Genomic DNA, 13,010 nt, shown 5'->3' on the forward strand with positions numbered 1-13,010 from the left:
GACCGGCCATTGCGCACCCACCGCGCCGCCCCCTACTTTAAGCAGCCCGTTCATGGCGTTTAACCGATGACTTAACTTCCGTATCGGGGGAGGACTCCGTGCGCTCGACCCTGCGCAGATCCCTGGTGGCGGCCGGGGTGGCCGCCGCCGTCACCGCGGCACTGGCCGCCGGACCCGGCACCGCGGCCGCCGGCCAACCACTGTCCGCTCCGTCCGCCGGCCCCGCGCCGGACGGCCTCGTCGACGTCGAGATACCCGGCCCGGAGCGCGGTGTGACCGCCGGGTCCGGGCACACGCGCGTACCGGCCGACGGCCGGGGCGGGCCCGTGTCCCGCCTCTCGGCGGCGGAGCGGGAGGCCGACGGCGATGTCACCAAGGTCGTCGACAACGGCCCCACCGCCGACCGGCTGGACGTCGTCGTCATCGGGGACGGCTACACCGCGGCCGAACTGCCCCGGTTCCGCGAGGACGCCCGGGAGAAGTGGGCGGAGGTCGCCGCCGTCGAGCCGTACACGACGTATCAGAGCCTCTTCAACGTCTGGACGGTCGACGCCGTATCGCGGGAGTCGGGTGTCAGCGGCGACCCCGACAGGGCGACGGTCAGGGACACCGCCCTCGGCGCGTACTTCTGGTGCGGCGACATCGAACGGCTGCTCTGCATCGACCAGGAGAAGGTCGACTCGTACGTGGCCCTGGCCCCCGAGGCCGACCTCGTCATCGTGCTCGCCAACAGTGCCAAGTACGGCGGCGCCGGCTACAACGAGCCCAGCGAGACCCTCGGTTACGAGGGCATCTCGACGGCGTCGGCGGGCAACGAGAAGTCCGGCCAGGTCGCCATCCACGAGACCGGCCACTCCCTGGGCCGGCTCGCCGACGAGTACTTCTACCCCGGTTATCCGGACTACGAGCGGTACACCGGCCCCGAGCCCGCCGACCCCAACGTCTCCCGGCTCACCGCCGACCGGATGGCCGAGCGCGGCGTCAAGTGGCACCGCTGGCTGGGCGAGCCGTCGCCCGACGGCGGGACCGTCGGCGCGTACGAGGGCGGCGGCTACTTCGTCACCGGCCTCCACCGGCCCACCGACAACTCGCTGATGCGGGTCCTGGACAAGCCGTTCAACCTGCCCGGTGTCGAGGCGATGATCGCCGGCTTCTACCGTCACGCGAACGTGGCGACCGCCCTGTCGCCCACGGACCGCACGCTCCGGCGGCTCGACACGGCGAAGGTCGCCGTGCCGCGGCTCACCGGCACGAGCGGACACCAGCTCACGGTCCGCTGGTATCTGGACGGTCTGGAGGTGAAGCGGCTCGCGGGCCGGACGGAGGTGCGGGTCTCGGAACTCGGCCTGCGGCGGCTGGACTTCAGGACGCACACGCTGTCCGTCACGGTCGAGGACCGCACGGCCTCGGTACGCGACCCGGAGATCGCCAGGACCCTGCGGTCCGGGATCGACTGGAGCGTCCGCCGGTAACGGCCCGGCGGCCCCGGGGCCCGGGACCAGGGGCCTGGGCCCGGCGGCCTGGCGGCCTGGTGGCCCGGTGGTCCGGTGGCCTGGCCAGGTGGTCCGGTGGCCTGGGGTTCGGTAGCTCGGTGGTCCGGCGGTCCGGTGGCCCGCGCCCGGTGGCCTGGTGGCTCGGCGGCCCGGTGGCCCGGTGGCCCGATGCCCGGTGCCCGGTGCCCGGTGCCCGGTGGCCCGCGGCCGATGCCCGGTGCCCTGCGGCCTGGTGGTCCGGTGGTCGGGTGGCCTTGATGGCTCGGTGGCCCGCAGCCCGGTGGCCTGGTGGCCCACCGCTCGGCGGTGCACCGGGGGCGGCTTGTGGGCTATCGGGCGTCTCCCGCCGCCGTCCTCCCGTCCTCGGTGGTCACCAGATCGTGCAGCAGGTCGCCGAGCGGGCCGACCGGCGTCGCGGACCCGGACGGCGCGGGCGACCCGGACGGCTGGGCCGGTGGGCCGGACCGCGCGGGGGTCTCCTCGCCCGAGGGGGCCCCGGCGGAGCCGGGGTCGGCGGACTCGTCGGGGCGCGGCTGGACCGCGGCCGCCGGAGTGGGGCCGGGAGCGTCGGGTGCGGCGAGCTGGTCGGGCCCCGCCCCGTCCGGGGTGCTCTCGCCCGCCGTGGCGCCGGGGCGGGACGGGCCGGATGCCACGACGGGCAGCCTCGTCGGAGTGGCGGTGGGGGACAGGACACCGTGTGCCGGCTGCCCGGTACGGATCCGGTCCCCGCCCTCGCCCGACGCTTCGGGACCCGTGGCGTCCGGTAGCGGGCTGTGCAGCGACTCCGGTCGGGTCTGCGGCGTGGGGGAGTCGTGCGTCGACTGCAGGAACAGGGCCAGGGCGCCGGCCACCCCCATGGCGGTGGTGGCCCTGACCAGGGTGAAGCGGGTGCGGCTCACCCTGCGCGCTTGCCTGTGCTTGCCCATGCCGTCGGCCTCCGATGCCCTTGGGGTGCGATCCGGCGGTCGGATCGGACGCGTGGATCAGACAGTCCGATCAATGGGCTGGGCGGGGCGAAAGTGACGGCGGATTCGCACGTTGTCACGTCTTGTGTCGAAGTTGCTACACACCGCTCGGCCGGTCCGCTCGCGGTCCGCTCGCCGTCCGCTCGCCGGGACCCCGGGGGCGGGGGCCCGCCCCTGGCGCGGGGCGGGCCCCCGCCGTCGGTCACCGCGCCGGGGCCGGGGTCGGGGCTGGGGCCGGGGCGTAGCCCATCGGGCGGGTGGTGAAGGTGCCTCGGCCCTGCGTACGGCTACGGAGCCGGGAGGCGTAGCCGAACAGCTCGGCCAGCGGCACCGTCGCCGTGATCACCGTGGTGCCGGCCCTGGCCATCGAGCCGGAGACCCGGCCCCGGCGTGCCGCCAGGTCCCCGAGCACGCCGCCCACGGCGTCTTCGGGCACGGTGACCGTGACCTCGGCCACCGGTTCCAGCAGCGCCATCGCACCGGTGCGCAGCGCTTCCCGGAGACCGAGCCGACCCGCCGTACGGAAGGCGAGTTCCGACGAGTCCTTGGAGTGGGTCGCCCCGTCGGTCAGGGTGACCCGCAGACCGGTCACCGGATGCCCGGCCAGGGGTCCTTCGGCCAGCGCGTCCCGGCAGCCCGCCTCCACCGCCCGTACGAACTCCTGCGGCACCCGGCCGCCGACCACCGACGACCGGAACGCGAACGCACCGGTGGAGCCGGGCGCGAGCTCCAGCGGCTCCACGTCCAGCACCACGTGCGCGAACTGTCCCGCGCCGCCGTCCTGTTTGACGTGCCGGTAGACCAGCCCCGACACCCCTCGGGCCACCGTCTCGCGGTAGGCCACCTGCGGGCGCCCGACCGTGACCTCCAGCCCCTGGCCCCGGCGCATCTTCTCCACCGCGACCTCCAGGTGCAGTTCACCCATGCCGGACAGCACCGTCTGCCCGGTCTCCGGGTCGCTCCGCACCACCAGCGACGGGTCCTCGTCGACCAGCCGCGCCAGTGCGGAGGCCAGCCGCTCGGTGTCGAGGCTCCTGCGGGCCTCGACCGCCACGGACACCACCGGTTCGGCCGCCGTGGGCGGTTCGAGCACCAGCGGCGCGGCCGGCGCGCACAGGGTGGTCCCGGCGCGGGCCGCCTTCAGCCCGACGACCGCCACGATGTCCCCGGCCACCGCCCGGTCCGTCTCCGTGTGCCGGTCGGCCCGCACCCGCAGGATCCGGCCGATCCGCTCCGTGCGCCGGACGCCCGCGTCCAGCACCGCGTCCCCCTTCCGGAGCGTCCCCGCGTACACGCGCAGATACGTCAGCCGGCCGGTCGCGGTCGACTGCACCTTGAAGACCAGCGCGGCCGCCGGTGCCGCCGGGTCGGCGGCCCGTTCCCGTACCGCGCCGTCCCACGTCCCCCGGACCGCGGGAACGTCCAGCGGCGACGGGAGGTACGCCGTGACGGCCTCCAGCAGCGGCTCGATCCCCCGGTTGCGGTACGCCGAACCGCACAGCACCACCAGGCCCTCACCGCTGTGCGTCAGATCGCGCAGCGCCGAGGCGAGGGTGCCGCAGGAGACCGCCGATTCCACGCAGAACTCCTCCAGCGCCGCCGGGTGCAGCTCCGCCACGGTCTCCTCCAGGAGCCGGCGGCGCCGCAGAGCCTCCTCCCGCAGCGGCTCGGGCACCGGCTGCTCCTCGTACGTGTCGCCGTCCGCCGCCCAGACCAGCGCGCGCATCCGCTGGAGGTCCACCACGCCGGTGAACCCGTCCTCGCGGCCGATGGGCAGCTGGACCACCAGCGGGACCGTGCCCAGCCGTTCCCGGATGGAGTCGACCGCCGTGTCGAGGTCGGCGCCCGCGCGGTCGAGCTTGTTGACGAACGCGATGCGCGGCACCCCGTGCAGGTCGGCCTGGCGCCACACCGCCTCGCTCTGCGGTTCGACACCCGCGACGGCGTCGAACACCGCGATCGCGCCGTCGAGCACGCGCAGCGAGCGCGTCACCTCGTCGGAGAAGTCGACGTGCCCCGGTGTGTCGATGAGGTTGATCCGGTGGCCGTCCCACTCGCAGCTCACCGCCGCCGCGTAGATGGTGATGCCCCGGTCGCGTTCCTGGGCGTCGAAGTCGGTGACGGTCGTGCCGTCGTGGACCTCGCCCCGCCTGTGGGTCGCGCCGGTGAGGTACAGGATCCGCTCGGTGACGGTGGTCTTGCCGGCGTCCACGTGGGCGAGGATGCCGAGATTCCGCACGGTGGTCAGCGGATCGGGAGAACGGTGTCGCGGGTTCGTACGCACGGCCCAGGGCCTTTCCTGACGGTCCGGTCACCCGGGCGACCGGTTGATCCAGCGCTCCGGGTGGTCCGGGTGATCCGAGTGATCCCGGTGGTCCGAGTGGTGCCGGGATCGGGAGAAGGGCGGCGCGATTCCCCGGCGAAACGGAAGGAGACGCCTGTCGCGCAGGCGTACGGGCTCCCCGGAGCCCCCGTCGGAAGAACGGGGCGGTACGGAAGGGGAGCGGGGTTTCGTCAGGGGCGGCCGGTGCCGGCCGCGCAGCACGGCACCGGGGCTACGAGGACACCGGGATCACGTCGTACCGTGACCGGGGGACGGCGACAGCGGTGCGGTATCGCACGGTCGGCTCCCCCTCACTCGTCCATCGGCACACGTCACGCGCGCCGCGAGGTCGTCCGGCGGCGCGCACGGCGAGCTTAGTGAGCGGAACGGGGCCGGGGCACCGGGTTTTCGCGCCGGTCCGGAGCCGAAGCCGGGTCCGGGTCCCGGTCCGGGGACGTGGAACGCGGAACGGAGCGCGAGCGCGCGGCCCGTACGCCGCCTGGGCGAGCGGGTGTCGTGGGCGCCTCATACTATGACCGGCCATGAGCATGAGTGAGGCCGGGAGACCGCTGGTCGACGGGCGTTTCGAACTGATCTCCCGGCTGGGCAGCGGCGGCATGGGCACGGTCTGGCGGGCCCGTGACATCGCGCTGGACCGCGAGGTCGCCCTCAAAGAGGTCCGCCCGCCCGACCCCGCCGCCGAGGAGGCCACCCCTGGGCTCACCGCGCAGCTGCGCGAACGGGCGGTCCGCGAGGCCAGGGCCCTGGCCCGGCTGTCCAACCCCCATGTCGTGACGATCCATCACATCGTCGAGCCCGCCGACGGCTCGCACCCCTGGATCGTGATGGAGCTGGTCGAGGGCTGCTCGGTGTACGACCGGCTCGCGCGCGGGCCGATGCCCGTGCCCGAGGTGATCCGGCTCGGCCTCCAGGTCCTGTCGGCCCTGCGCGCCGCGCACTCCGCCGGCATCCAGCACCGTGACGTGAAGCCCGCGAACGTGCTGCTGCGGCCCGACGGCAGCGCCGTCCTCACCGACTTCGGCATCGCCGTGCTGCGCGAGGCGACGTCCCGGCTCACCTCGACGGGCGACCTGATCGGCTCACCGGAGTTCATCGCGCCCGAGCGGGTGCGCGGCGAAGAGGGCAACCCGGCCTCCGACCTGTGGTCGCTCGGCATGCTGCTGTACGTGGCGGCCGAGGGCCACCACCCGCTGCGCCGCGCCACCAGCCTCGCCACCGTGGTCGCCGTCCTGGACGACCCGATCCCGGCACCGGTCAGGTCCGGTGCCCTCGCGCCCGTCCTCACCCGGCTGCTGGTGCGCGATCCCGCGCTGCGCCCCGACGGAGCCGCCCTGGAGCGGCTGCTGAGCGACGCCGCGGCGCCCGGCTCGCTTCCGGCCGCCGATGGCGCGGGTCCGGACACCGCCCCGGCCCCCGCCGCCGCAGCCGGCCCGGCTCCCGCCCCGGTGGCCGACCACGACCCGAGGCGGGCCCACGGCCCGAGGCCGGTCCACGCCCCGTACGGCACCCATCCCGCGTACGGGCCACCCGCGCACGCCGCCTGGACGCCGTCCGCCGGTACGCCGTCCGCCGGTACGGTGCCCGCCGCCGTGGGCAACGGCGTCTTCGGTCCGCCGTCGCCGCCCGGCCGCCGGCCGCGCCGCCGTGCCGTCACGATCGCCCTCGCGGTCGCCGCGACGGTGGCCGCCGGTGTCGTCGGGGGCGTCGGCATCCTGAACCGGCTGTCGGACGAGCGCTCCGCCGACGGGGCGAAGGACGCCCGGCCGTCGGCGACCGCCACGGGGACCCCCGCGCCGAGCGGCGGCGCCACTCCGGCGGCCGACGACGGCTCCACGGGGGCGGGCGCGGACACCGGCACGGCCGCGCCCCGGGGCACCCTGCTCACCACGGCGAACGTCCGCGCCGTCATCGGGGCGTTCCGCGAGGCGAGCGGCAACTCCCAGGTGAAGGGGGTGACGATCTACGAGGAATACGCCATGGCCGAGATCCCGACCAAGCCGGGGGCGAAGACCTACGACCGGTACGAGTACCGGAACGGTGTGGCCCGCCGGGCCGGACCCGGCGGCACCATCGACCCCGGCGACGCCGACGAGCAGCCGTTCGACGCCACCACGATGGCCTGGGACGGCCTGCCCGCCCTGATGAAGCGCGGCGAACGCGAACTCAAGGTGGAGCGCCCGAACATGCGCTACCTCATCCTCGACCGCTGGACGTTCAACTCCGACCGGCCCACCCTGCGCTTCTACCTCAGCAACGAGTACCACGCCGGCGGGTACATCGCGGCGGACAGCAGCGGCGAGGTCGTGGCGACGTACCCGGCATCCTGACGTCTTGCCATATCGGCAAGAATCTTTGCCCCCGCCCGGGAGGGGGCGGGACGCTGGCCGCATGGTCGAGACAACGCGGAACCCCCAGAATCCTGACATCCACGAGAGCGTCGACGTCCTGGTGGTGGGCGGCGGGGCCGCCGGTCTGTCGGCGGCGGTGACACTGGCGCGCTCGCGGCGCTCGGTGCTCGTCGTGGACTCCGGTGAGCCCCGTAACGCGCCCGCCGCCGGGGTGCACGGCTTCCTGTCCAGGGACGGCATCCCGCCGGGCGAGCTGCTCCGGGAGGGCCGGGCGGAGGTCGTGAGGTACGGCGGCCGGGTGGTCACGGACCGGGCCGTGACCGCGCGCGGGGACAGCGGATCGTTCCTGGTGGACACCGCGAGCGGGCGACGCTACGCCGCACGGCGGCTGCTGGTGACCACCGGGCTCACCGACCGCCTGCCCGACATCGCCGGGCTGCGCGAGCGGTGGGGCAAGGACGTCCTCCACTGCCCGTACTGCCACGGGTGGGAGGTGCGGGACGAGCCGGTCGGTATCCTGGCCACCGGCCCGTTGACGGTCCACCAGGCATTGCTCTTCCGGCAGTTGACGTCCGAGGTGACGGTGTTCACGCACACGGCCGACGACCTCGCCGACGAGGAGTGGGAGCAGCTGGCCGCGCGCGGGATCGCCGTGGTGGACGGGGAGGTCGTGGCCGTCGATGCCGAGGACGACCGGCTGACCGGGGTACGTCTGGCCTCGGGGCGGCGCGTTCCGCTGCGGGCCCTGGCGGTGGCGCCCCGGCTGGAGGCCCGGGACGGTGTGCTCACGGGGCTCGGCCTGGCAGCCGAGGAGCACCCCATGGGCGTGGGGCACCACGTGGCGTCGGGCCCCGGCGGGCTCACCGCCGTGCCGGGCGTGTGGGTCGCCGGCAATGTCACCGACCCGATGGCCGGTGTCCCGGTCGCGGCCGCCGCCGGGGTACAGGCCGGCGCGGCCGTCAACGCCGACCTCGTGGCCGCCGACACCGAGGCGGCGCTGGCCCGCCGCAGGCAGGCCCGGCCCGCAGGGGTGTTCACTCCCGCCATGGAGGCCGAAGTCGGCGAGCGTACGGCGGCGGAGCGGCGCCACGGCCTGGCGAGCATGTCGCCTCCCGGCCCGGCCGCCGCCGACCGGCACTGACCGGAAGTCAGGTGGTGCGGGCGCGCAGATGGGCGCGCTCGCCCTGTGGCCCGAAGAGGACGAGCAACTCGACGGACCGTCGGCGAAGCCGAGTGCTTCTGGGAGAACCACTACAGCGGGCGGGAACCCGCCGGCACGCGCCACCCGCACCCCGTGCTGGTCGAGACCGCGAGGGGCCTGACGCCGGGCAGCGCGCTGGACCTGGGATGCGGGGACGGCGCGGACGCCGTCTGGCTGGCCACGAGGGGCTGGCGGGTCACTGCCGTCGACATCTCGGCGAACGCCCTGCGGAGGGCCGCCGCCCGTGCGTCCGCCGCCGGGGCCGCCGACCGCCTCGCCACCGGGCGGCACGACCTGGCCGGCACCTTCCCCTCCGGTACGTACGACCTCATCAGCGCCCACTACCTCCAGACGCCGTTCGCGCTGCCCCGCGCGCAGGTGCTCCGGAAGGCCGCGCGGGCGCTGAACCCCGGCGGGCTGCTGCTGCTCGTCGACCACGGATCGACGCGCCCCTGGGCCTGGAACCCCGCCCCCGACGCCCACTTCCCCGCCCCGGAGGACCTCTTCGGGGAGCTCGCCCTGGATCCGGACCGGTGGCGGCCCGAACGCCTCGACCGCCACCGGCGCGAGGCCACCGGCCCCGACGGGCGGACCGCCATGGTCACCGACACCGTCGTGACCGTCCGCCGCCTGGGCCCTTCCGAACCCTGATCCCGGTCCACACCGTGCCGCGCGCCTCGTACTCGAGCATGGTCTCCACGCCGGTCGCCGCGCCGGTACCGAGCCCGGCGGCGCCGATCGCGGTGGACGTACGGAGCACGTCACGGCGGTTCATTCAGGTCTCCCGTTCCGGTGAGGTGGCCGTGCCGGTGTCCGGCACGGGTGTACGGACGGAGCCGTGCCGCGCGAGGCCGGTCAGTCGGCGCAGGACCAGCAGACCGCCCACGCCCGGGACGGCGGCGTACCACCGGGTCCTCGCCGAGCCGGAGCCGGTCATGGACCACGTGGTGGCGATCACGACGAGGTACGCCGTGCCGTGCATGGGGCCGCCCAGCGCGGTGACCTCTTCCATGTGCACGGTGAGCAGATTGACTGACAGGGCGGCGAGGGAGGCGGCTTCGACGGCGGCCGCCAGGCGCAACGTACGCACGGGCCTACGCTCCCGTGGTGGAACCGGGGCGGACGATCATCAGCACGACGACCACGGCCCACAGCAGGTTGAAGACGCCCGTGAGACCCGTCAGCCTGGCAGCCAGAGGATGCCGCCCGTCGGCCCCGGCCCCGACGTCCGCCCCGGCCCCGGCCCGGGTCCCGGCCTCCGCCCCGGCTCGGGATCCGGCCCGGGTCTCCGCCCCGGCCCCGACCGTCTCCGCCGTCTCCTCCGCCGTCCCGCCGAGCATGCGCCGCTGGTCCGGCAGGATCGCCAGCACCAGGAGGGCGGCGGCGCCGGCCGTCAGCACGACCGAGGCGAGGAGCCAGGCGTCGGTGAGCACTCCGAGCCGCGCTCCGGTGGCGATGCCGAAGACCGGCACCACGACCCCGGCGACGGCGTAGCCGCGGCAGATCCGGTGCAGGAACGCCGCGACGCCATGGGCCCGGCCGTCCGGCGACCCGCCTCCTCCCCGGGGTGGCAACCGCCCGGCGTAGCGGGGGAACAGGGAGGCGGCCACGGAGATCGGGCCGACCACGAGGATCGCCGCGAGGACATGGACGGACAGCAGGAACTTGGTCACGAGGGGGGCTCCGGCTCCGAGCGGGGGCTGATGAGCGGTACGCCCTCGATTCTTCGAACGGTGCCCGGCGTCCGCAATGACGAGTTCCCCACCCTTCCTGCCATGCGCGCCCCGGCCCTGGAGCGATCGGCCACATGGACGGGCCCGGCCCCCACAGCAGCGCCGGGCTGACGTGGGGGCCGGGCTGACGTGGGGGCCGGGACCGGGTGTCGAGGCTCTGTCAGTACGGGCCGTTGACGTTGTCGATCGAGCCGTAGCGGGCGGCGGCGTAGTTGCACGCGGCGGTGATGTTCGCGACGGGGTCGTAGGGGTCCATCGACGTGCCGGGCACGTGGTAGGCACGGAACGTGGGGTCGATGACCTGGAGGAGACCCTTGGACGGCGTTCCGGCCGCGGCGTTGGAGTCCCAGTTGTTGATGGCGAGCGGGTTGCCGGAGGACTCCCGCATGATGTTCCGGTAAATGCCCTCGTACGAACCCGGAATACCGCGCTGCTCCATGATGCTCAGCGATTCCAGGATCCAGCCGTCGAGGTTGTTCGGGAACGAGGCGACCTTGGGCGCCACAGCGGTCCGCTGCTGCGAGCGGTCCGCCCTCGCCGGCTCAGAACGCTTCGCGGTGTCCGCCGACGTGGCCTTGGCGGTGCTCTTCGCCTTCGCTTTCGCCTTCGGCTTCGCCTTGATCGTGAGTTCCAGTCCGGGACGGATCAGTGACGGATTGCCACCGATGGCCTTCTTGTTGTCCTGGTACAGCTTCTTCCAGCCCCCGCTCACGGAATGCTCGCGGGCGATACGGGAAAGGGAGTCCCCCGCGACCACGGTGTAGGTGACGGTGGCGGCCCGGACGGCGGCGGACACGGCCGGTGCGGCGGCCGGTGCGGCGGCCGGGGCCGCGACCACGCCGGCCGGAGCCGCGGTCGGGGCGGCTGCCTGGGCGGGGATCGCCGCGGTCAGCGGCAGGGCGAGCGCCGCGCCTCCGGTGCTCGCGACGGCGAGACCACGGGTCATACGGCTGCTCTTCGGGCGGCGGTGCTTACCCTGTGCGGGCATGGCGCATTCCTCTCCGTCGCCTGCGAGGTGAGCTGTCGGGTTCGGACTGGAGATGTCCGGCCGCGAAGGGACGCGACTTCACCCCGAGCCGTTCCGGAAATCCGGACCGGCGGCCTACCTGGTTCCCCCGCTCCTGCCGTACGTGAGTGGGTGGGGAATCCGGAAGGCGGCAGGATTCGGCGGTCCATCCGGATGTGACGGTGACCGTAAACGAGAGAAGCCGGGCAGAACAAGGCTTGAATTCCCCCCTGCAATCCCATGGATCGATGGATCTTGCAAGGCGGGGACGGTTCGTCGCCGCCGGATGACTCAACTGTGTTTGCGGCGCACGGGAAAGGACGGCATCGGCGCGCATGCGCGGCCGATGCCGGGGTGATTCATCTCACGGAATGCACACCCGCCTGGATTGCTGTGGCAAATCGCCCGACGCTGTGCTGAATTCCCTTAATTCCAGCGGAAAGGGACTCTGATGGCCACTCGTGCGAAAAGGCTGACTAATTGCCCTATTCGGACATGTGTGGCGTTCGGTGCCGTGCCCGTACGGCGGTGCCACCGGAGCATGGCCGGCGGAGGCAGGGGTACTGCGGCCCGCATGGCTGGAATCGAACTCAGAAGTGCCGCGTTCAACGACCACGCCCCCATCGCGCGCCGGCACGCGTGGGAGGGGGACAACGCCTCACCGCCGCTGTCCTGGTCCGGCGTGCCGGACGACGCCACCGAACTGGTGCTGCTGTGCGAGGACCCCGACGCGCCGTCGGGCACGTTCGTCCACTGGGCGGTGGTGGGCATCGAGCCGCACGACGGGGAGGTGGCGGCGGGCCAGTCGCCACCCGGCGGGACAGAGCTGGTCAACGGCTTCGGCCGGCCCGGCTGGGGCGGGCCGCACCCGCCTCCCGGCGACGAGGCCCACCGCTACTTCTTCCGTGTCTACGCGCTCTCGGAGCCGTGCGTGCTGTCGGACGCCCCGAGCGCCGACGAGGTCCATCGAGCAGTGGACGAGCACCTGCTCGCCAGCGGCGACCTGGTCGGCGTCTACGGGCGCTGACCGGCCGCGTCCACCGGTGCTGACCGACCGCCCCCTGACTTCGACCGCTCGACCGCCGGACGGCACCTCGACCGCTCGATCGCCGGACGGCCCGCCGGTCAGACGCCGGCCGCCGGCCGGCGCAGGTCCGCGATCACGTCGCCGTCCGAGACCTGCCCGAAGTCGGCGTACCACTCCTGCACGGCCGTGAAGTCGGAGGGTTCCCGGAGGCAGATGACGTCGTCCGCCTCGTCCCGCAGCGCCGCCGCGGTGGTCGGGGCGCACACCGGGACCGCGAGGATCAGCCGGGCCGGTTCCCGGCGGCGCAGATGGCGCAGCGCGGCACGTGCCGTGATGCCTGTCGCCAGTCCGTCGCCGACGAGGACGACACTGCGGCCGCGTACCGTCGGCGCCGGGCGCCCCTCCCGGTACAGGGCCTCACGCCGGTGCAGCTCCACCCGCTCCCTGGCGACGTCCGCGCCGAGCTTGTCCTCGCTCACGTGGAGGGCCTGCATCGCCACCGGGTCGAAGAGCGGCGGCTCCTCGCCGACGATCGCTCCGATCCCCACGTCCGGGGAGCCGGGCACGGCGATCTCGCGGACCACCAGGACGTCCAGGGGCACATGCAGGGCGCCGGCGACCTCCGCCGCGACCGGTACCCCGCCGCGCGGCAGGGCGAGGACGACGACGCCCGTGAGGTCGTGATCCCCCACCCATTCGAGGAGCCGGGCGGCGAGTTCCCGGCCGGCGTGCCGACGATCGTCGAAGCGCACGGTGCCGCTCCCTTCCCGCAGTGCCGTTCCGTCGGTCCGTTCCCCGGTACCCCGTGCGTCCCGTCGCATACGTGTCGCATACGTGTCGCGTACGAGCGCCGGCGACACCGCCCGGCGACATGGGCCCGGCCGTCACGGGTA

11 protein-coding genes and 1 riboswitch are annotated in these 13,010 nt (G+C 74.2%); of the genes, 5 read left to right on the top strand and 6 right to left on the bottom strand.

The window, feature by feature from the left end; all coding sequences use genetic code 11:
- Positions 1-98: 98 nt before the first annotated feature.
- The gene (locus ACGF5U_RS15850; RefSeq protein WP_392714602.1) at positions 99-1,472 is read left to right on the top strand and encodes a M64 family metallopeptidase; all 1,374 of its coding nucleotides are present in this window, start codon (positions 99-101) and stop codon (positions 1,470-1,472) included.
- Positions 1,473-1,822: 350 nt separating this feature from the next.
- Here ACGF5U_RS15850 and ACGF5U_RS15855 read toward each other — a convergent pair whose 3' ends face one another.
- Positions 1,823-2,419 carry a hypothetical protein gene (locus ACGF5U_RS15855; protein ID WP_392714603.1) on the bottom strand — a complete coding sequence of 199 codons (597 nt, stop codon included), beginning with the start codon at positions 2,417-2,419 and terminating at the stop codon, positions 1,823-1,825.
- 241 nt (positions 2,420-2,660) lie between these two features.
- The gene (fusA, locus tag ACGF5U_RS15860) at positions 2,661-4,742 is read right to left on the bottom strand and encodes an elongation factor G (RefSeq protein WP_392714604.1); all 2,082 of its coding nucleotides are present in this window, start codon (positions 4,740-4,742) and stop codon (positions 2,661-2,663) included.
- Between the two features lie 581 nt (positions 4,743-5,323).
- Here fusA and ACGF5U_RS15865 point away from each other — a divergent pair.
- The 3 genes from ACGF5U_RS15865 to ACGF5U_RS15875 all read left to right on the top strand — a co-directional run bounded on the left by ACGF5U_RS15865 (position 5,324) and on the right by ACGF5U_RS15875 (position 9,002).
- A complete protein-coding gene (locus ACGF5U_RS15865; protein WP_392714605.1) occupies positions 5,324-7,129 on the top strand; it encodes a serine/threonine-protein kinase in 1,806 nt (601 codons plus the stop codon).
- A 61-nt stretch (positions 7,130-7,190) separates the two neighbouring features.
- Positions 7,191-8,291, top strand: a complete 1,101-nt coding sequence (locus ACGF5U_RS15870) for an NAD(P)/FAD-dependent oxidoreductase (RefSeq protein ID WP_392714606.1) — start codon at positions 7,191-7,193, stop codon at positions 8,289-8,291.
- 45 nt (positions 8,292-8,336) lie between these two features.
- Positions 8,337-9,002: a class I SAM-dependent methyltransferase gene (locus ACGF5U_RS15875; protein WP_392714607.1), complete on the top strand. Its 666-nt coding sequence runs from the start codon at positions 8,337-8,339 to the stop codon at positions 9,000-9,002.
- 124 nt (positions 9,003-9,126) lie between these two features.
- Here the strand turns inward: ACGF5U_RS15875 and ACGF5U_RS15880 are convergent, their stop codons facing one another.
- The 3 genes from ACGF5U_RS15880 to ACGF5U_RS15890 form a co-directional block, all read right to left on the bottom strand.
- Entirely contained in the window at positions 9,127-9,441 is a 315-nt protein-coding gene (locus ACGF5U_RS15880; protein ID WP_392714608.1) for a hypothetical protein, read from the bottom strand.
- A 4-nt stretch (positions 9,442-9,445) separates the two neighbouring features.
- Entirely contained in the window at positions 9,446-10,024 is a 579-nt protein-coding gene (locus ACGF5U_RS15885) for a hypothetical protein (RefSeq protein ID WP_392714609.1), read from the bottom strand.
- 220 nt (positions 10,025-10,244) lie between these two features.
- The gene (locus tag ACGF5U_RS15890) at positions 10,245-11,072 is read right to left on the bottom strand and encodes a transglycosylase SLT domain-containing protein (protein WP_392714610.1); all 828 of its coding nucleotides are present in this window, start codon (positions 11,070-11,072) and stop codon (positions 10,245-10,247) included.
- Positions 11,073-11,076: 4 nt separating this feature from the next.
- Positions 11,077-11,264: riboswitch (cyclic di-AMP (ydaO/yuaA leader) on the bottom strand.
- Positions 11,265-11,664: 400 nt separating this feature from the next.
- Here ACGF5U_RS15890 and ACGF5U_RS15895 point away from each other — a divergent pair.
- Positions 11,665-12,117 carry a YbhB/YbcL family Raf kinase inhibitor-like protein gene (locus tag ACGF5U_RS15895; protein ID WP_392714611.1) on the top strand — a complete coding sequence of 151 codons (453 nt, stop codon included), beginning with the start codon at positions 11,665-11,667 and terminating at the stop codon, positions 12,115-12,117.
- Positions 12,118-12,215: 98 nt separating this feature from the next.
- Here the strand turns inward: ACGF5U_RS15895 and ACGF5U_RS15900 are convergent, their stop codons facing one another.
- Positions 12,216-12,869 carry a phosphoribosyltransferase gene (locus ACGF5U_RS15900; protein WP_392714612.1) on the bottom strand — a complete coding sequence of 218 codons (654 nt, stop codon included), beginning with the start codon at positions 12,867-12,869 and terminating at the stop codon, positions 12,216-12,218.
- Positions 12,870-13,010 lie beyond the last annotated feature (141 nt).

This window comes from Streptomyces sp. NPDC047886 (assembly GCF_043204435.1).
GTDB lineage: Bacteria > Actinomycetota > Actinomycetes > Streptomycetales > Streptomycetaceae > Streptomyces.